The 17,948-nt window shown below is 62.7% G+C and carries 19 protein-coding genes and 1 pseudogene; 1 reads left to right on the top strand and 19 read right to left on the bottom strand.

The annotated features are described in order from the left end of the window. The 3 genes and pseudogenes from C8K66_RS28625 to C8K66_RS28635 all read right to left on the bottom strand — a co-directional run. Positions 1–170: pseudogene (locus C8K66_RS28625) on the bottom strand (arabinose ABC transporter substrate-binding protein); the annotation flags it as partial. 38 nt (positions 171–208) lie between these two features. Continuing rightward, positions 209–1,030, bottom strand: coding sequence for an SDR family oxidoreductase (locus C8K66_RS28630; protein WP_046382383.1), 822 nt, complete (start codon positions 1,028–1,030; stop codon positions 209–211). Between the two features lie 154 nt (positions 1,031–1,184). After that, positions 1,185–1,664, bottom strand: a complete 480-nt coding sequence (locus C8K66_RS28635) for a GNAT family N-acetyltransferase (RefSeq protein ID WP_057005494.1) — start codon at positions 1,662–1,664, stop codon at positions 1,185–1,187. Positions 1,665–1,854: 190 nt separating this feature from the next. On the opposite strand from C8K66_RS28635, the gene C8K66_RS28640 reads away from it, so the two are divergent. After that, entirely contained in the window at positions 1,855–3,051 is a 1,197-nt protein-coding gene (locus C8K66_RS28640) for an MFS transporter (RefSeq protein WP_057005495.1), read from the top strand. Positions 3,052–3,141: 90 nt separating this feature from the next. Here C8K66_RS28640 and C8K66_RS28645 read toward each other — a convergent pair whose 3' ends face one another. The 16 genes from C8K66_RS28645 to fabG all read right to left on the bottom strand — a co-directional run bounded on the left by C8K66_RS28645 (position 3,142) and on the right by fabG (position 17,935). Next, the gene (locus C8K66_RS28645; protein WP_108526638.1) at positions 3,142–4,059 is read right to left on the bottom strand and encodes a PfkB family carbohydrate kinase; all 918 of its coding nucleotides are present in this window, start codon (positions 4,057–4,059) and stop codon (positions 3,142–3,144) included. Further along, entirely contained in the window at positions 4,052–5,518 is a 1,467-nt protein-coding gene (locus C8K66_RS28650) for a cytosine permease (protein WP_046489304.1), read from the bottom strand. The genes C8K66_RS28645 and C8K66_RS28650 overlap by 8 nt, the downstream gene beginning before the upstream one ends. A 68-nt stretch (positions 5,519–5,586) precedes the next feature. After that, complete coding sequence (locus C8K66_RS28655) at positions 5,587–6,618, bottom strand: ADP-ribosylglycohydrolase family protein (RefSeq protein ID WP_046382377.1); 1,032 nt, start codon at positions 6,616–6,618, stop codon at positions 5,587–5,589. Beyond that, complete coding sequence (locus C8K66_RS28660; protein ID WP_046382376.1) at positions 6,615–7,328, bottom strand: GntR family transcriptional regulator; 714 nt, start codon at positions 7,326–7,328, stop codon at positions 6,615–6,617. Before C8K66_RS28660 ends, C8K66_RS28655 begins: the two co-directional genes overlap by 4 nt. A 69-nt stretch (positions 7,329–7,397) precedes the next feature. Then, positions 7,398–7,958, bottom strand: coding sequence for a DUF1285 domain-containing protein (locus C8K66_RS28665; RefSeq protein WP_046382375.1), 561 nt, complete (start codon positions 7,956–7,958; stop codon positions 7,398–7,400). A 16-nt stretch (positions 7,959–7,974) separates the two neighbouring features. Continuing rightward, positions 7,975–8,580, bottom strand: a complete 606-nt coding sequence (locus tag C8K66_RS28670) for a DUF4823 domain-containing protein (RefSeq protein ID WP_046382374.1) — start codon at positions 8,578–8,580, stop codon at positions 7,975–7,977. Positions 8,581–8,764: 184 nt separating this feature from the next. Then, positions 8,765–9,733, bottom strand: a complete 969-nt coding sequence (locus C8K66_RS28675) for a GTP 3',8-cyclase MoaA (RefSeq protein WP_046382373.1) — start codon at positions 9,731–9,733, stop codon at positions 8,765–8,767. A gap of 114 nt (positions 9,734–9,847) precedes the next feature. After that, on the bottom strand, positions 9,848–10,516 hold the full coding sequence (locus C8K66_RS28680) for a TetR/AcrR family transcriptional regulator (RefSeq protein ID WP_046382372.1): 669 nt from the start codon (positions 10,514–10,516) through the stop codon (positions 9,848–9,850). Between the two features lie 445 nt (positions 10,517–10,961). Next, positions 10,962–11,747, bottom strand: coding sequence for a TatD family hydrolase (locus tag C8K66_RS28685; protein WP_046382371.1), 786 nt, complete (start codon positions 11,745–11,747; stop codon positions 10,962–10,964). A gap of 63 nt (positions 11,748–11,810) precedes the next feature. Next, entirely contained in the window at positions 11,811–12,800 is a 990-nt protein-coding gene (locus tag C8K66_RS28690; RefSeq protein WP_046489299.1) for a DNA polymerase III subunit delta', read from the bottom strand. Then, entirely contained in the window at positions 12,793–13,425 is a 633-nt protein-coding gene (tmk, locus tag C8K66_RS28695; RefSeq protein WP_046382369.1) for a dTMP kinase, read from the bottom strand. Before tmk ends, C8K66_RS28690 begins: the two co-directional genes overlap by 8 nt. A 19-nt stretch (positions 13,426–13,444) precedes the next feature. Next, positions 13,445–14,575, bottom strand: coding sequence for an endolytic transglycosylase MltG (gene mltG / locus C8K66_RS28700; protein ID WP_108526639.1), 1,131 nt, complete (start codon positions 14,573–14,575; stop codon positions 13,445–13,447). Position 14,576: 1 nt separating this feature from the next. Further along, the gene (pabC, locus tag C8K66_RS28705) at positions 14,577–15,392 is read right to left on the bottom strand and encodes an aminodeoxychorismate lyase (protein ID WP_057005497.1); all 816 of its coding nucleotides are present in this window, start codon (positions 15,390–15,392) and stop codon (positions 14,577–14,579) included. After that, the gene (fabF, locus tag C8K66_RS28710; RefSeq protein ID WP_046382366.1) at positions 15,392–16,636 is read right to left on the bottom strand and encodes a beta-ketoacyl-ACP synthase II; all 1,245 of its coding nucleotides are present in this window, start codon (positions 16,634–16,636) and stop codon (positions 15,392–15,394) included. The genes pabC and fabF overlap by 1 nt, the downstream gene beginning before the upstream one ends. A 126-nt stretch (positions 16,637–16,762) precedes the next feature. Further along, entirely contained in the window at positions 16,763–16,999 is a 237-nt protein-coding gene (gene acpP, locus C8K66_RS28715; protein WP_003175607.1) for an acyl carrier protein, read from the bottom strand. A 192-nt stretch (positions 17,000–17,191) separates the two neighbouring features. Beyond that, positions 17,192–17,935, bottom strand: a complete 744-nt coding sequence (gene fabG / locus C8K66_RS28720; protein WP_046382365.1) for a 3-oxoacyl-ACP reductase FabG — start codon at positions 17,933–17,935, stop codon at positions 17,192–17,194. Between the last annotated feature and the right edge of the window lie 13 nt (positions 17,936–17,948).

Raw genomic sequence — 17,948 nt, forward strand, 5'->3', positions numbered from 1 at the left:
GTGAAACCATGTTCCTTGCCGGCCTTTTCGGCGAAGGCCCATTCGGTCTGGAACCAGGGTTCTTCGGCTTGTTTGACCAGGAAGCCGATTTTTACGGGTTCGGCGACGGCCAGGCTGCTGAAGCCGCTTAACGCAATGGCGGCGGCGAGTACGCGGAGTGTTTTTTTCATGAACGGCACCTCTTGTTGTTATTGGAGAGTGACAAGTTCTAGTCGTGGTACATCACCGACCGTCCGCCATCGATCATCAGGCAGGTGGCGTTGATAAAGGGCGCCTCATCGGTGGCCAGAAACAGCGCGCTCATCGCCACCTCCACAGGCTGGCCGATGCGCTTGGGCGGGTGCAGGTCGAACGCGCGCTGGCGCTCGGCGTGGGGGTCGGGGAAAGTGTTCCAGTAGTCGACGTTGAGTTGGGTTTCGATATAACCCGGGGCGATGGCATTTACGCGGATGCCCTTGGGCGCGTATTCGATGCCGAGGGCGCGGGTCAGGCCGAGCAGGCCGTGTTTGGCGACGGGGTAGGGAAAACAGCCGGGAATGATGTGGCTGGAATGGGTCGAAGCGATGTTGATGATGTTGCCGATGCCCTGCTCAATCATGTGCGGCAACACCGTGCGGCAGCCATACCAGGCGCCGTCGAGGTCGATGGCGAAGCAGCGCCGCCAGTCTTCGTCGGTCATCTGCAACGGGTCGCGGAACACGTTGACCCCGGCGCAGTTGACCAGCACATCGACACGGCCGAAGCGCTCGATGGCCAGGTTGACCAGCGCCTGCCATTGCGCCTGGGACGTGATGTCGACCGGTTGCGCGTAGATCTCGGCGCCGCGTTCGCGCCAGTGGGCGGCGACTTGCTCGACCTTTTCGCCCTGGATATCGGCGATCACCAAACGTGCCTGCTGCGCCTGGAAGCAGGCCACGATCGCCTCGCCAATGCCTTGGGCCGCGCCGGTGACGATCACCACCTTGTGCTTGAGCCGCTCGCCATAAGTCGGTTCGGGCACGGCGGGGAGTGACAGAGGTTGTGCCTGCATCGCTTCACCTGTTTTATTTTTGGTAGTGAGTGCTGATGCAGCCGACTATAAACCCAGACCTTTAAATATCTCAATATATAAATTTACATCCCATATAGTGAGAATACATATAAAAAAACCGGCGTCGGGACGCCGGTTTTCACCGGGTACCTGATCAGCCCTGGGCGAAATCCCGCAGCGCATCGCCCTCCATGCGGTAGCGCACCCACTCTTCCTGGGGCTGGGCGCCGATGGATTTGTAGAAGGCAATCGCCGGTTCGTTCCAATCCAGCACGCTCCATTCGAACCGCCCGCAACCGTTGTCGCAGGCGATCTTCGCCAGGTGGCGCAGCAACTTCTTGCCGGCCCCGCCGCCGCGTTGCTCGGGGTTGATGTAGAGGTCTTCGAGGTACAGGCAGTTGCTGCCCAGCCAGGTGGAATAGCTGAAAAAGAACACCGCGAAGCCGATGGGCAAACCGTCGCGCAGGCAGATCAGCCCATGGGCGGTGGCGCCTTCGCTGAACAGGCTGCGCTCGATATCCGCCACACTGGCGATCACTTCATGACGGGCTTTTTCAAACTCGGCAAGCTCGGTGATGAAAGTCAGGATCTGCGCAGCATCGCTGGGCACGGCGGGGCGAATCTCGATGGTCATGGGCGCGCCTTGGGCAAATTCAAAGGCCACATACTAAGACGGTTTGATGACAGATTGCAGTGCAATTTCGGGATCGCCAGGCCACCTTACTCCGTTGCGGGCTAAAGCAAGCACCAGCAACCACAGAACAATCCGCCCTGACACGCATGGTAGAACGTGGCCATAACTCCAATGATTCCAAGGCGTGCTCATGAACTCCACACCTCCGGTGGGCGGAAAACTATTCGTCCTGTTTTGCCTGGCCAGCTTCCTGTTGTCCTTGTCCTACGGCTCGACGTTTCTGCTGTCGTTGCTGATTCACTCGCGCGGTGGGAATGAGCATGACGCCGGCAGTGTGATTTCCACGGCGATGCTCAGTACCTTCGTCGCGGTAGTGCTCTCCGGGCATTTGGCCGATGCAGTGGGCGCGGCACGGGCGATTGCGGGAATGGGCGTGTTGCTGGTGGTGGCCTGCCTCGGTTTTGCCCTGACGCCGGGGTTTGGCCAAGGCTTGATGCTGTTCGGGCTGGCCCTCGGCTTGGGTTGGGGGGTGTTCTACACGCTGGGCCCGATCATCGTGACCTTGCTGGTCGAGCCCAGGCAGCGGGCCAAGTACTTTGCGCTGCTGTCGGGCAGCATGTTGAGCGGGATCGGTTCCGGGCCCTTGCTCGGACGAGCCACCAGTGCGCTGGACCTGCCCCTGACGACCGCCTTCTATATCGCTGGGGCAGCCAGCCTCGTTGGGGTGCTGATGTTCTGGCGACTGGGCGCACAACTCAAGCACCATGCGAATGCGCCGACGTCGAGGATTTCCCTGGCCGCCAGCCGCCGGGTGCTGTCGTCCAGGGCGGCGTTCGCCATCCTCATGGTCGGCCTGGGCGGTTGCGTGTTTGGCGGGCTTTCATCGTTCCAGACCAGCTACGCGGCCGCGCATGGGTTGGATTATTCGCTGTTCTTCGCGGGGTTCCTGAGCGCCGCGATCACCAGCCGTCTGTTGATCGCCGGCTTCGTGGTCAAGCGTGATGCCTACCGGGCCGCCTGTGTGTTGTCCGGGATCATGCTCGGCTCGATTGCACTGTTTGCTTTTGGTGTGAGCGGTAACCTCAGCTACCTGCTGGCGGCTGCCACGCTGGGGGTGGGTTACGGCCTGACGTATTCGGTGATCAATGGGCTGGTCGCCCACGAAGCGCCGTCCGGCACGACGTCCCAGGCGTTGCTGCTGTTCAGCCTGGCGTATTTTGTCGGCGTCTTCGGGTTTCCCTGGCTGGCGGGCAGGATCATCGTCGACTACGGCCTGTCGACATTGATGATGGGCGTACTGGCCATCGCTGCACTGAACTGGATGATCACCGTGGCACGCCTGATAGCGCGCCAGCTCTCGGCGCACAAAACCTTACAGGTGTCCTGATACCGCTCGTCGGCATCCAGGCGCGATCATCGACAACGGCGCCGACCCGCACATCGATAGCCAGGCGAACACCGCTCAAAATGCGGGGGCTTATCCAGCGAGGAATGCGTCGACTTCCGCGGCGCCGGGAGCAGTCGCCGGCCCCCAGCGCGTCACCGCCAGGGCCGCCGCCGCATTGGCACGGCGCGCCGCGTCGAGCGGTTTCAAACCGTTGGCCAAACCGGCGATGAACACGCCGGCGTGGGCATCTCCCGCGCCATTGCTGTCGACCGCCCGCACCTTGAAGCCGGGCACAGGCTCAAGCGCATTCGCCCGCCCGACCCAGCAACCGTTCGGCCCATCGCGCACCACCCGCAGTGTGTCGGCGGGCAGATACCGGTTGAGCTTGATCAGCGCCTCGGCCATATCCGCCGCGCCGGTGAACGCCAGGACTTCCGGGCCGTTGCTGGTCCAGATGTCGATACGCGGCAGCAGCGCGCGCATCAACGCCGAATCGGGCGCCTTGACCAGCGGGCCCGGGTCGAACACCACCGTAATCGCCCGTGGCAGCGCCAGTAGCCAGTCGATCAGCGCCTGGGCCTTGCCGTCGAGAAGCAGGCTGTAGCCACTCACGTACACGTAGTCATCGGCACGTGGCGCGACGTTGGCCAAGTCCTCGGCGCTCAGCTCGCCCTCGGCGCCCAGATGGGAGATGAAGGTGCGCTCGCTGCTGGCTTCGGTCAGCGCCACGCACAGGCCGGTGTCCTTGCCGGCGCTGGCGGGCAGCGCGATGTCGATGCCTTCGGCGTGCATCGCCGCACGGGCCAGGTCGCCGAAACGGCCGCTGCCGTGGCGCCCCAGGTAGACCACCGGCAGCCCGTTGCGCCGCGCCGCCGCCATCACATTAAAACCGCCGCCGGCTTCGAAACGGGCCGATTGCGCCAGCACGTCGCCGCCGCTCGCCGGCAATTGATCGAGGGCCATGACCAGGTCGACGATGACCTGGCCGGTGTGCAGCAACCTAGGCATTGGCACGCTCGACCAATGCCGGACGCCGGTCAGCCGCGCCGCCGAGCAACGCATATATTCCGCCGGCCACCACGAAAGTCACGATCCAGCCCAGGCCGTTGTGGCCCAACCAGGAATCGGACAACGGCCCGGCGAACCAGATGTTGTCGGCGGTGGTGCCGATGGTAGTGAAACTGAACCCCAGCCCGATCGCCACGGCCCACGCCCCCAACGCGCGCCATTCCACGCCGCCGCGATACCAGTAGGCACTGCTTGGGCTGACGTTCAGCAGGTCGTCGGGGCTGTAGTAATGACGGTGAATCAGGTCGACCACGAAGATCCCCACCCACGCGGTGATCGGCACCGCCAGCAACGAGATGAAGGTGATGAACGGGCCGTAGAAACTGTCGGCGATCAGCATGAAGTAGATCGAACCGGCGAAGATCGCCACGATATCGACGATCACCGCGTACACGCGCTTGACCTTCAAACCGAGGGTCAAGGTAGTGAGGCCGGCCGAATACACCGACAGGTTATTCGACAGCAACAGCCCGCCAAACGCGGTGATCAGGTACGGCACGGCCATCCAGGTGGGCAGCATGTCGCGGATCGCGACGATCGGGTCGGTCGCCGCCGCCAGGTCGTTGTTGCCCACCGACAGCAGGCCGCCGAGGGTGATCAGCAGCACCAGTGGAATGCCCGCGCCAAACGCGGCAGACGCCACCAGGCGCACGGCCGTGACGCTGCGGTGTTGGTAGCGCGACATGTCGGCGCCGGCGTTGGCCCAGCCGATCCCGGTGCCGGCGGCCATGGTGCCGATGCCGATGAGCATCGCGCTCAAGGGCGCCGGGGTGGCGTTGAACACTGCGCTCCAGTCGATGGTGGCGCAGAGGAAGCCGCCGACCAGGAGATTCAAGGCGCCGAATACGTAGGTCGCCCACTTCTGGATCACCAGCAAAGTCGCATGGCCCAGGCCGGAAACGGCCAGGGTCAGCAGTACGAAAATGGCGATGAACAGCAGCGTCAGCAGCGGCGCACTTTTCGCCGCGACCGGGGTGTGGAACAGCAGCGTACACAACGACAGCAGCACGAACGCAGCAGTGGTGGTGTTGACGGTCTCCCAACCGAGCCGCGACATCAGCGACACCAACGTCGGCCCGATATTGCCGCGCACGCCGAAGATGGCGCGGGACAGCGTCAGACTCGGCGCACGCCCGCGCCGCCCGGCGATCGAGATAATGCCCACCACCGCGAAGGAGCCGGCGGCACCGAGGATGGCGACGATGACCGCCTGCCAGATGGCCAGGCCGCGAAACGCAACCAGGGTGGCGCCCAGCGGCAACCCCAGGATGCTGATGTTCGCGGCGAACCACACCCAGAACAGTTGCAGCGGATGGCCGTGGCACTCGCCTTCGGGGACCGGTTCGATGCCGCGCGTTTCCAAGCGCCCGGCGCTTGGGCCTGAAGTGGACGTACTCATGTGCGGGTGCTCCTGGTGCCAGTATTGTTAGGGTTGTGGCAAATTCGCAAATCGCAATGTTGACTCGGTCAGTGCGCGAGCGCGCTGGCCTGTAGCGCCTGGCGCAAGCTGAGCAGCCCTTCAACCAACGGCTGCAACGCCAGCCCGTTGACCCGCTGGACCTGTTCGATCATCGCCGCCGGCCAGCATTGCATCCCCAGGCACGCGCCCAGCATCGCGCCGAGGATCGCGGCGATGGTGTCGGTGTCGCCGCCCAGGCTGGCGGCCACGCACAAGGCCTCGAAGGCGTTCATCTCGCCCACCGCCACTTGCTGCGCGAGGGCGAACGACACCACCACCGATTCCTGGGAAGCGACCGAGGTGCCAATCAATTCATAGAGCAAGTCGGCGAACAGCGCCTTGTCGCCACTGGCGACGCTCAAGGTCCGCGCCCAACCGATGCGCGTGGCAATACGGCCGCCGGCCACCCAGTGTCCATGGCGTTCGGCCTGCTGGGCGATCTGGCTGCCGATGTTCAGCGCTGCGCCCAGGTCCGCGCCGTTGATCCCGGCCGAGACCACTGCCGCCACTGCCGCGGCACTGGAGATGCCGAGGCTGGTGTTGTGGGTCACCTGGCACGCCTGGATCACCGCACGGATGAACGGCGCGGGGTCGCTGACATCGGCGGCAATCCCCACCGGCGCGATACGCATCGCCGCGCCGTTGGTGGTGCCGTAGCGCCCGGACTCTTCAGGCGTATGCCCGGCGAGGATCATGTCGATGGCGCGCTTGGTCGACGGGCCCAGCAGGTCCTGGGAGCCTTTGGCGCGCATTCGCGCTTCCCAGTCGATCAGGCGTCGCGCAAGTACGCTCGGCTCGATCGTGCCCTGGCCTTCCACCAGCAACTCGCCGACGAGGATCGCCTGCTCGGTGTCATCGGTGATGGAGCCGGCGGGCATGTTCGGTGCGATGGGTTGGTCGGCGTCGGCATCTTCCAGGCCGGTGATGGCACCGAAGCGCGCCCGGACCTGCTCGCGGCTCAAAGACTGGGTGGGCATGCCCAAGGCATCGCCCAACGCCAGACCGTAGAAGGCACCGAGGGCACGATTGTGCGCGCTCATTTCGTCGCGCCAAACTGCAAGTGCAGACGAAAATGCAGCGGGTCGAGCAGACTCTCCACGTATTCCATGAAGCGTTCGCGCCGGTCGTAAGTGGTGCGCGACGCCTTGAGAAACACCGTGCCCACCGGGCGCTCGAGCAGCTCGGCGTCTTCATCGGTCAGAGGCTCGGCGCCGATCCATTGATCGCCTTCGGCGCCGACGTAACCGTAGGCGGCCAGGGTGATGGTCAGGGAGTTGTCGATCAGCCCGACCCGGGGCAAGCCTTCCAGGCCTCCGGAGGCCGGCATCAGCGAGCGCTCCAAAGACACGGCGCGGCCATCGGCGGCGCGGCGGCGACGGTCAAGGGCGATGAATTGGTCGCTGCCGAAGCGGCTGAACAGGTCCGGGCGGGTCACGGCTTCGAAGCGCAGGATGTCGGTGCTGACCAGGGCGCCGGTGTCGGCCAGGGCCTGGGCCCAGCCATTGCGTTGGTCGAGCACCATGCCGTCATAGGTGACGATGGAGCCGACGCCGCCCTGGGTGGCGATGTAGTTGCGGCGCTTGAGCTCGGCCAGGGCTTCGCGCAGCGTGCCGCGACTGACCGCAAACTCTTCGGCCAGTTGATGCTCACCCGGCAGCAGGAAACCGTCGGCCATCACCCCACCTTCGATACGGCGGATGAGTTCGTCGACGACGCGTTTTTTCTTATCGAATCGGACATGTCTAATCATGTACAAATTGATAACCGAAAGCAGCCGTTTACAGCAAGCGAATTATTTCAGGGAGAGGAAAAAACCTCCTCAGGGCTCCAGGCCAATCGGGAAGAACGTCCCGCTGCTCCACACGCCGAGCCAGTTCTGACCGTCGATCGGACGGCTCACCGCCAGCTCGACCAATTGGTAGAACACATTGCGATGCACCAGGGCTTCGAGGTTGGCGCGCACGCGCAGATAGGGCGAAGGCTCCTCGGTGTCGGGGTCGATCACCACCCGCAGCGGGTGTTCAAGATCGGCCTCGACCTGCTCGTCGACTTGCGTGGTGAAGCGCAACCGCTGGCTTTCGCCCTGCCCTTCGACTTCGAGGGTGACCGCGACAAACGGCGCATCCTCGACGGTGATGCCGACCTTTTCCACGGGGGTGACCAGAAAGTACTCATCGCCATCGCGGCGGATGATGTTGGAGAACAACTTGACCATCGGCTTGCGCCCGATCGGCGTGCCCTGGTAATACCAGGTGCCGTCGCGGGCAATGTGCATGTCGATGTTGCCGCAGAAGTCCGGGTTCCACAGATGCACCGGCGCCGGCCCCTTGCCCTTGGGCAGTTGGGCCAATAGATCATTGGCCTTGGCGGAATCGGTCATGGGCTTCTCCTCTGGCTTACTGATCGCTCATGCCCAGCAGGCCTCGGGCGTACTGCGCCAGCGGGCGGGCGATCAGATCTTGGGGCGTATTGTCGTGGAACGTCAGTAAACCGCCACGACTGCGAATCCGTGCAGTATCAATCAAATACTGGGTGCTGGTCTCGATCAACATGATCTGGATAACGCCGCTGTCCAGGCCGACACGGTCGAGGGCCTGCTGATCGGTCCACTCATCGGCGTTGCCGATGCGGTCATCCGCCTTGGCGAAGCGGCAGTACAGCAAGTAGTGAGCGCCGGCCGCACGGGCTTCGGCCATGGCTTGTTCGAGGCTTTCGGGCTGGCGGGCGCGGCGCACCATGGGGAAGTATTCGACGAAGCCGTTGAAGGCTTCTTCGGCGACCACGTTCGGGCGCGGATAGGCGCTGCCGGGCGGCACGAAGGCGCCCTGGGCGATGAAGACAAAGGAGTCCGGCTGCACGCGAATCGACGCGGAGCGCCGGGTGTCGCTGTGGTCCAGCAACCCGGCGTCGCTCATCTGATAACGGGTGCCTTCGGCCATATCGCTGACGGTCATGCAACCACTCAGCGTCAACGACGCCAGCAACAAAACCAGACTACGCATCCTAATCCTCCAGAAGCCGGTGACGGAAAACCGGCGAATGGGCATGAGATGCAGAATCCGCGCCATTTGGGGAGGGGGCTTGCTCCCGATTGCGGCGAGTCGGTCAGATTATCGGGGACTGACACATTGCAATCGGGGGCAAGCCCCCTCCCACACTGGATTGTGCGCAATCTTGAAAACCGGGTTAACCGCCGATGATTTTCATGATGGTCGCACCACCGGAGAACGCCACTTCCTGTTTGTCGCCCAAGGCCTTCATCAGCAAGCCTTGCAAGGCCGGCAGCGCCTGGTGGCGCGGTTTATCCAGCAGGTCGCCGACATAGTGACGATTGCTCGACGACAGGCAGCCATGCAACCAACCGGTGGACGACAGCCGCAACCGTGAACAGGTGCGGCAGAACGGCACGCTTTCGTTGGCGATCACCCCAAAGAAACCCTTGCCCGGCACTTCGTAGCGCACCGCCGTGGCGTCCACGGGAGCGTTGGCTTGCAGGTATTCGTGGTGTTCGCCGATCAGGCTCAGCAGTTGCTGAAGGCTGACGAATTGCTGCAGGAAGGCATTGGAGTCCTTGGCCAGGTGGCCCATTCGCATCAGTTCGATAAAGCGCAGCTCATAGCCCCGTTCCAGGCAATAGTCGAGCAGCGGCATCACCTGATCGAGGTTCTGGCCGCGCAACGGCACCATATTCACCTTGATCTTGATCCCGGCCGCGCGCGCCTGGTCCATGCCATCGAGCACCGTGGCCAGGTCGCCGCCACGGGCGATGCTGCGAAAGGCCTCGGCGTTCAGCGTGTCGAGGGACACGTTGATGCGCCGAATGCCGGCGTCCACCAGCAGCGGCAGTTTGCGCGCCAGCAGTTGGCCGTTGGTGGTCAGGCTGATCTCACTGAGGCCCATCCCGCCCACGGCGCCCATGAAGGCTTCCAGCTTGGGGCTGACCAACGGCTCACCACCGGTGATGCGCAGGCGCTCGATACCGGCGGCTTCGATCAGGTAAGCCACGCCACGGGCCATGGCCTCGGCCGAGAGTTCGTCCTGGGCAGCCACCAGCCGCTTGCCGTTAGGCACGCAATAGGTACACGCGTAATTGCAGGCTGAGGTCAGGCTGATCCGCAAATTGCGAAAACGCCTGCCTTGACGATCAACGATCATGGATCACTCCGGCAGAGGATAATTCAGACGCAGCAAAAGCTGACTCATAAATCAGCTTTTAGCAATAGCCTTACCTGAGTATATTCCTGGGTTACTGCACCTGGCAGCAAATCATTACGCGGCAGGCGTGCCAGCAGGTGCAGCGTCAACGGGTGGCAGCTCGCTGCTGTGCTTGCGCTTGTTGCCCATACGCACGCCGATGTCCATCAGGAACTGGAAGAAACCTTCCTGATCTTCCAATACATTGCTCCAGAACGGCGAGTGGTACAGCGCCACTGCGCCATGCACCAACGCCCAGGCGGCGCAGTAGTGGAAATACGGCGGCACGTCTTCCAGCTTGCCTTCGCTGATGCGGCCCTTGATCAGCAGGGTCAGGCGTTCGAAGTTCGAGGCGCGGATCTTGTGCAACTCCTCGACCATTTCCGGCACCTGATGGCCCTTGACCACCTTCTCTTCCAGGCGGTCGAACAGGCGGTAGCGCTGCGGGTCGCGCATGCGGAACTCGAAGTAGGCCCGCGACAGGGCCTCCTTGTCCTTGTCCACATCGGCCGAATGCAGCAGCTCGTTCAGGTCGCGCTCGTAGTCGAGCATCAGGCGCAGGTAGATCTCGGCCTTGGACTTGAAGTGCTTGTAGATGGTGCCTTTGCCGATACCTACGGCATCCGCGATCATCTCGACGGTAACGCTGTCTTCACCTTGTTCGAGGAACAACTTGAGGGCGGTGTCGAGAATTTCCTGCTCGCGGCGGCGAAACTCACGGACCTTACGGGGTTCTTTTTGCATGAGGAAAAGGTCTGCAGAGGTCGGTATAGGGAGGGTTGCGCAGGGCCAAGGAGACGTGGCAATACGATTTACCCGGTACGAGGGATTATCCCGACTGAACGGTCGTTGGGCAACGCTTATGTGAACCGCTCACACACATTACTTTCAGCATGCCGACGAATTCATGGCGTTCAGTCAGAAATAATACGTGACGTCTACGCCTGTACATCCGCTCAATGAGAACTCAAGCGAAGCGCGCGTATTCCAAATCTGTTTAAAAAACGACCAGACGCGACTGGACTGAATCGGATACTGATCAATACTTCAACTGTCGGCGCGACATCTCCCCCAAGTGAAGCGTCGACCTGGGTACCGACGGACTGCGTGCCCTTGTTTTACTCCTAATGGTCTTAACCCGGATTCCCCCCCCAGAACCCGGGTTTTTTTTGCCTCGGATTTGGTCGCGTCAACCCGCGACGTGCGCCAGCGGGAACAGGCGCTTGAAGTTCTCGGTGGTCTGTTCGGCAAAGCGTTCGTAGGATTCACCGCGTAGCATCGCCAGGTAATCCGCCACGTCACGCACATACTCCGGCAGGTTCGGCTTGCCGCGATGGGGAATCGGCGCCAGGTACGGCGAGTCGGTTTCCACCAGCAGCCGGTCGGCCGGCACTTGTCGCGCCACGTCACGCAGGGCGTCGGCATTGCGAAAGGTGACGATGCCCGACAGGGAAATGTAGAACCCCAGGTCGAGGGCCGCCTTGGCCATGTCCCAGTCTTCGGTGAAGCAATGCAGCACGCCGGCCTGGGGCAATGCGGCTTCGCGCAGCAGGCTCAGGGTGTCGGCGCGGGCGCCGCGGGTGTGGACGATGACCGGTTTGCCGGTCTGCTCGGCGGCGTGCAGGTGCAGGCGGAACGACGCTTGCTGCAATAGCGCGGCTTCGGGCTCGTAGTGATAGTCCAGGCCGGTTTCACCAATCGCCACCACCCGTGGGTGGTTGAGTTCGCCGAGCAACCAGTCGAGGGCCGGAGCTTCGCCAGGCTTGAGGTCCAGCGGGTGGATACCCACCGAGCAATCCACGTCCGCGTAGCGATCCGCGAGGGCTTTGACGTCGGCCGCATTGTCGGCGCTGACGCCGATGCACAGGAAGTGCCCGACCCCACGCTGGCGGGCCGCTTCCAGGGCGGCGTCGAGGGAACCGCCGTGTTGGGCGAGGTCGAGGCGATCAAGGTGGCAATGGGAATCTACGAGCATAGGAAATGACAACTTCAATCACGGGAAGGATCTGGCCGACGATACACCCGTCGGCCACGGAAATTAACGCCGGCCGAGCAAACCGACCCACTGCACCAGCAGCGCTTCGAGCAACAGCACGCGGTTGAGGTTGGCCTTGCCGAGGACCTTCTGGCGCTGGGCGAGAATCCAGTCCTGGATATTCAGCACCTTGTCCTGTGCGCTTTTCTGCGCGAGGTATTGCACGACCTTGCGCATGTCCGGCAGGCCCAGGCCATTTTCATCCTGGGTCAACTGGTAGCGCAGGATCAGGCTCGACCAGTCGCAGAACCAGTCGAACAGCAGCAGCAAGGGGATATCCTTCCAGGCGGTTTCCGCCAACTGGGTGGCGGACAACTCCTGCTTGAGCAGCTTTTTCACCCCGTCCACCACCAGCGCGCGTTGCTCGCGCACGCCCTGGGCCTGCAGCTTCACGGCGGCCAGGGGGGAGCCGGCGGCCAGGGTCAGCAACTCGACGCGTTCGGCTTCGGAACAGTCCGGCAAAGCCTGTTCCAGCCATTGCAGGCTCATCGCCTCGCTGGGCAATGGGCACGCCTGCTGCACGCAACGGCTGCGAATGGTCGGCAACAAGCGGCTGGACTGGTGGCTGACCAGCAACAGCACGGTATCGCCGGAAGGTTCTTCGAGGCTTTTGAGCAAGGCGTTGGCCGCGTTGATGTTCATCGCCTCCACCGGCTCGATCAGTACGACCTTGCGCCCGCCCATCTGCGCGGTTTGCACCACGAAGCTGACGAGGTCACGCACCTGGTCGACCTTGATCGCCTTGTCCGCTTCCTCGGGTTCCAGCAGGTAGTTGTCCGGGTGGCTGCCGGCCTTGAGCAGCAGGCAAGACTTGCACACGCCGCAGGCTTCCAGGTTGACCGGACGTTGGCACAGCAGGCTGGCCATCAGGCGTTCGGCGAGTGCGCGCTTACCGATACCCGCCGGGCCGTGCAACAAGTAGGCATGAGCGTGCTGGGCACGCCCCGCCAGTTGCTGCCAGAGACTGTCCTGCCAAGGGTAGGCTTCAGCCACGGGCGCGCTCCAGCAATGTGGGTAGCAGCGCATCGATGGCCTGCTGCACCTGGGCCAGCGGCTGGGCGGCGTCCAACAGGTAGTAACGCGCCGGCTCGGCCTTGGCCCGGGCGAGGAATGCGCTGCGCACGGCGTTGAAAAACGCCTGGCCTTCCAGTTCGAAGCGGTCCAGGCGGCCACGCGCACTGGCACGGGCCAGGCCGACTTCCACCGGCAGGTCGAACACCAGGGTCAGGTCGGGGCGCAAATCGCCCTGGACGAAGGTCTCCAGGGTGGCGATGCGCGCCTGGGACAGGCCGCGGCCACCGCCTTGGTAGGCATAGGTGGAATCGGTGAAGCGGTCACAAATCACCACGGCGCCGCGGGCCAGCGCCGGGCGAATCACTTCGGCCAGGTGCTGGGCGCGTGCGGCGAACACCAGCAGCAGCTCGGTGTCCGGGTTCATCTGTTCTTCACCTGGGGCCAGCAGCACTTCACGGATGCGCTCGGCCAATGGCGTACCGCCGGGCTCGCGGGTCAGCACCACCTCGACGCCCGCAGCGCGCAAACGCTCGGCCAGGTAATCGCGGTTGGTGCTTTTGCCGGCGCCTTCCGGGCCTTCCAGGGTAATAAACAAGCCAGTCACAGGCAGTCCTTAGTCAGAGTCATTGCGGGCTTAGCGGTGCGGCGGCGTCCGGCGCAGGCTCGGCGGGTGCGTCGGGGGCATCGTTCGTCGGCGCGGGGTCTTCCAACGGCTTCACCTGCGGCGCCGGGCTGGAACGGTAATCGGCGCGACGCTTGAGCTGGAACTCACGCACCGCGGCATTATGTGCATCCAGGTCGTCCGAGAAAATATGACTGCCATCACCCCGGGCAACGAAATACAGGCTGCTGCCCGGCACCGGGTTCAGCGCCGCATGAATCGCCTCGCGGCCGACCATCGCGATGGGTGTCGGCGGGAGCCCGGCAACCATGTAGGTGTTGTAGGGGTTGGCTTCCTTGAGATGGGCACGCGTCAGCTTACCGTTGTAGCGCTCGCCCAGGCCGTAGATCACCGTCGGATCGGTCTGCAGCAGCATGCCGATCTTCATGCGACGCACAAATACCCCGGCGATCTGCCCGCGCTCCTCCGGCACACCGGTCTCTTTCTCCACCAGGGAGGCCATGATCAGCGCTTGGTAGGGGTCGGTGTACGGCGCGTCGGTGGCGCGTTTGCTCCACTCCTGGGCGAGCACGTCGTCCAGGCGGTTGTAGGCCTTCTTGAGGAACTCGACATCCGTCATGCCGCGCACAAAGCGATAGGTATCGGGGAAGAACCGCCCCTCGGGGAAAACCCCTGGGTGGCCGAGCTTGTCCATCACTTCGCTGTCACTCAGGCCGGCAAGGCTCTGCACGATCTTTTCATGCTTGGCCAGCGCCGAGCGCACTTGGCGGAAATTCCAGCCCTCCACCAGGGTCAGGCTGTATTGCACCACTTCGCCACGCTGCCACAGGCCGATCAAGCCTTGGGCGGTGAGGCCGGGAGTGAGGCGGTATTCGCCGCTGTGCAATGGCTGGCCTTCGAGGTTGAAGCGCCAGTACAGACGCAACCAGAAGGCGCCGTCGAGCACACCATCGGCTTCCAGGCGATTGAAAGTGCCGGTCGGCGTGGCTCCGGCGGGGACGTCGAGCAGTTGCTCCTCGGTCAGGTGCAAGGGCTGCTTGAGGGCTGAGTCGAGCTTCCAGGCCGAAAACCCCAACAGCAACGCCGCCGCGAACAGACCGATCAGCAGCAGTAACAACAGTTTTCGTATCAACTCAAATATCCAATAGCGCGCGAACAATGCCCTGCAGTTTACGGGTGAGCGGCCCAACCGACCAGCTCATCGCAGCACAGCCGCGCACCGGCCAAATGCCATAAACGCTGTTGCAGACAAAAACCTCGTCGGCCGACTGCAACTGCTCAAGGCTGATATCGGCCACGACCACCGGGGTGCCGAGCGCCTGCGCCTGGGCCAGTACCTCGGCACGCATGACGCCGGCCACGCCGCAACGATTCAGATCAGCGGTCAACAACACGCCGTGGCGCACCAGGAACAGGTTGCTGAACACGCCTTCGATGACGCGCCCGGACATATCCAGCATCAAACCTTCGGCATGCTCGGTATCTTGCCACTCGGCGCGCGCGATCACTTGTTCGAGGCGATTGAGGTGCTTGAGACCGGCCAGCAGCGGCTGTTCGGACAAACGGGTGGCGCACGGAAACAGGCGGATACCGTCGTTGCCATGGGCCTGGGGATAAGCAGCAGGCGCACTGCCCTGCAGGATACGGCGCACCGGGGCGCCGGGGTTGATGCCATAACCGCGTAGGCTGTCGCCTCGGGTGAGGATCAATTTGAGTACGCCGTCGCCGAGGGCGCTGGCATAAGCGAGCACTTCGCTGCGGACCAATGCCGGGTCCACAACCAATGCCAACCGCCTGCAACCCTCGGCCAGGCGTTGCAGGTGGCGGTCGAGCAACACCGGTTGCCCGGCCTTGACGGCGATGGTTTCGAACAGGCCATCGCCATACGCCAGGCCACGATCTTTCAGGGGCACGCTGTCCGCTGGCTGACCGTCGACCCAGCTGTGCATTACTCGGCGAACCGGCGGAACACCAGGGAGCCGTTGGTGCCACCGAAACCGAACGAGTTGGACAACACCACGTCGATCGGCATCTTCTGCGCTTCATGAGGCACGAAGTTCAGGTCGCAGCCTTCATCCGGCTCATCGAGGTTGATGGTCGGCGGAGCGACCTGATCCCTGATGGCCAGCACGCTGAAGATCGCTTCGACCGCGCCCGCCGCACCCAACAGGTGGCCGGTCATGGACTTGGTGGAGCTGACCGCCAGCTTGTAGGCGTGCTCGCCGAACACCGACTTGATCGCTTCGGCTTCCGCCAGGTCGCCGGTCGCTGTCGAAGTGCCGTGGGCGTTGATGTACTGCACCAGGTCCGGGCTGATCTTCGCATCGCGCAGGGCGTTGGTGATGCAACGCGCAGCACCGGCGCCGTTGGCCGGTGGCGAAGTCATGTGGTAGGCGTCGCCACTCATGCCAAAGCCGATCAGCTCGGCGTAGATCGTCGCGCCACGCGCCTTGGCGTGTTCCAGCTCTTCCAGCACCAGCGCACCGGCGCCGTCGGCCAGGACGAAACCGTCACGGCCCTTGTCCCACGGACGGCTGGCACGAGCCGGCTCGTCGTTGCGGGTCGACAGCGCACGCGACGCGCCGAAGCCGCCCATGCCCAGGCCGCAGGCCGCCATTTCAGCGCCGCCGGCAATCATCACGTCCGCTTCGTCATAGGCGATATTGCGCGCGGCCATGCCGATGCAATGCGTGCCTGTGGTGCAAGCCGTGGCAATGGCGTAGTTAGGTCCCTGTGCTCCCAGATGGATGGACAGGAAACCGGAAATCATATTGATGATCGAACCCGGCACGAAGAACGGTGAAATTCGACGCGGACCGGACTCGTGCAACGTGCGACTGGTTTCTTCGATATTGGTCAAACCGCCAATACCCGAACCCATGGCCACGCCGATGCGTTCACGGTTGGCGTCGGTGACTTCCAGACCAGCGTCACGCACTGCCTGAAAACCGGCTGCCAGGCCGTATTGAATGAACAGGTCGAGTTTGCGGGACTCTTTGATCGAGAGGTATTGCTCGACATTGAACCCCTTTACCGAGCCGCCAAAACGGGTGGAATAGGCAGAAAGGTCCGTGTGTTCGATCAGACCAATACCACTGCGGCCAGCCAGAATGCCCTGCCAACTGCTCGGCACATCCGTGCCCAGTGGCGACAACATACCCATACCGGTGACTACGACGCGTCTACGCGACACAGCACTCTCCTTTTTCTAATGACGACACTTTGCTTCAGAATCACTTTTCATCAGAGCTAAAGAAAAAACCGCACGCCGTTACAGCAGTGCGGTTTTTCCCTGACAGCAAGCGACGACTACAAACTATTACGCCTGGTGGCTGGTAACGTAGTCGATTGCAGCTTGAACGGTAGTGATTTTTTCAGCTTCTTCGTCCGGGATTTCGGTCTCGAATTCCTCTTCCAGAGCCATCACCAGCTCAACGGTGTCAAGGGAGTCGGCACCCAGGTCTTCAACGAAGGAAGCGGTGTTGACCACTTCTTCTTCTTTAACGCCCAGTTGCTCGGCAACGATTTTCTTGACGCGCTCTTCGATGGTGCTCATACCTTGTTTTCACTCCTAATGGACAAATTCAGGCAGCTGGCCAGTGGGTAAGTGTATAGAAAGCCATTTCAGCTTTTCAACTGAAAGGTTCACCCCGTACCCGGTCGGCCACCCGCGTATAAATTAAGTTGCAGCTTTATAACGGATTTTAGACAGCTCGTATGACATTTTTTTGAAGCGATCCGTCACAATTTAACTCATGTACATCCCGCCGTTAACCGGGATTGTAGCCCCAGTCACGTATGCCGCACCGTCGGATGCCAGGAAAGAGACCACATTCGCGATCTCTTGAGCCTGGCCCAGACGGCCCAGCGGAATCTGCGTCAGCAAGGCTTCACGCTGTGCTTCCGGCAGTTCGCGGGTCATATCGGTGTCGATGAACCCAGGGGCCACCGAGTTGACCGTAATCGACCGCGAGCCGACTTCACGCGCCAGTGCGCGGCTGAAACCTTCCAGACCGGCTTTCGCCGCGGCATAGTTTACTTGGCCTGCGTTGCCCATGGCACCCACTACGGAGCCAATATTGATAATTCGACCCCAACGCGCCTTGGTCATGCCGCGCAAAACGCCCTTGGACAGGCGAAACAGACTGTTCAAGTTGGTGTCGACGACGTCATGCCACTCGTCGTCTTTCATCCGCATCATCAGATTATCGCGGGTGATACCGGCATTATTCACCAGAATCGCCGGCGCGCCGAACTGTGCGGTGATCTCGGCCAGTACGGCAGCCACGGACTCATCGCTGGTCACATTCAGCTCAAGGCCGGTGCCCTGCACGCCGTTTTCCTTCAAGGTCGCGGCGATACGCTCGGCGCCCGCGGCGGAAGTGGCGGTGCCGATCACGACGGCGCCCTGACGGCCCAGTTCCAGGGCGATCGCCTGGCCAATGCCACGGCTTGCGCCGGTAACCAGTGCAACTTTACCTTGCAGACTCATGCAGGCTTCTCCT

The organism is Pseudomonas sp. GV105 (assembly GCF_003058185.1).
Classification (GTDB): domain Bacteria; phylum Pseudomonadota; class Gammaproteobacteria; order Pseudomonadales; family Pseudomonadaceae; genus Aquipseudomonas; species Aquipseudomonas veronii.

Coding starts and splice junctions, on each gene's coding strand:
- C8K66_RS28630 (WP_046382383.1), bottom strand. CDS start 1,030: ATGCAGGCACAACCTCTGTCACTCCCCGCCGTGCCCGAACCGACTTAT.
- C8K66_RS28635 (WP_057005494.1), bottom strand. CDS start 1,664: ATGACCATCGAGATTCGCCCCGCCGTGCCCAGCGATGCTGCGCAGATC.
- C8K66_RS28640 (WP_057005495.1), top strand. CDS start 1,855: ATGAACTCCACACCTCCGGTGGGCGGAAAACTATTCGTCCTGTTTTGC.
- C8K66_RS28645 (WP_108526638.1), bottom strand. CDS start 4,059: ATGCCTAGGTTGCTGCACACCGGCCAGGTCATCGTCGACCTGGTCATG.
- C8K66_RS28650 (WP_046489304.1), bottom strand. CDS start 5,518: ATGAGTACGTCCACTTCAGGCCCAAGCGCCGGGCGCTTGGAAACGCGC.
- C8K66_RS28655 (WP_046382377.1), bottom strand. CDS start 6,618: ATGAGCGCGCACAATCGTGCCCTCGGTGCCTTCTACGGTCTGGCGTTG.
- C8K66_RS28660 (WP_046382376.1), bottom strand. CDS start 7,328: ATGATTAGACATGTCCGATTCGATAAGAAAAAACGCGTCGTCGACGAA.
- C8K66_RS28665 (WP_046382375.1), bottom strand. CDS start 7,958: ATGACCGATTCCGCCAAGGCCAATGATCTATTGGCCCAACTGCCCAAG.
- C8K66_RS28670 (WP_046382374.1), bottom strand. CDS start 8,580: ATGCGTAGTCTGGTTTTGTTGCTGGCGTCGTTGACGCTGAGTGGTTGC.
- C8K66_RS28675 (WP_046382373.1), bottom strand. CDS start 9,733: ATGATCGTTGATCGTCAAGGCAGGCGTTTTCGCAATTTGCGGATCAGC.
- C8K66_RS28680 (WP_046382372.1), bottom strand. CDS start 10,516: ATGCAAAAAGAACCCCGTAAGGTCCGTGAGTTTCGCCGCCGCGAGCAG.
- C8K66_RS28685 (WP_046382371.1), bottom strand. CDS start 11,747: ATGCTCGTAGATTCCCATTGCCACCTTGATCGCCTCGACCTCGCCCAA.
- pabC (WP_057005497.1), bottom strand. CDS start 15,392: ATGCACAGCTGGGTCGACGGTCAGCCAGCGGACAGCGTGCCCCTGAAA.
- acpP (WP_003175607.1), bottom strand. CDS start 16,999: ATGAGCACCATCGAAGAGCGCGTCAAGAAAATCGTTGCCGAGCAACTG.
- fabG (WP_046382365.1), bottom strand. CDS start 17,935: ATGAGTCTGCAAGGTAAAGTTGCACTGGTTACCGGCGCAAGCCGTGGC.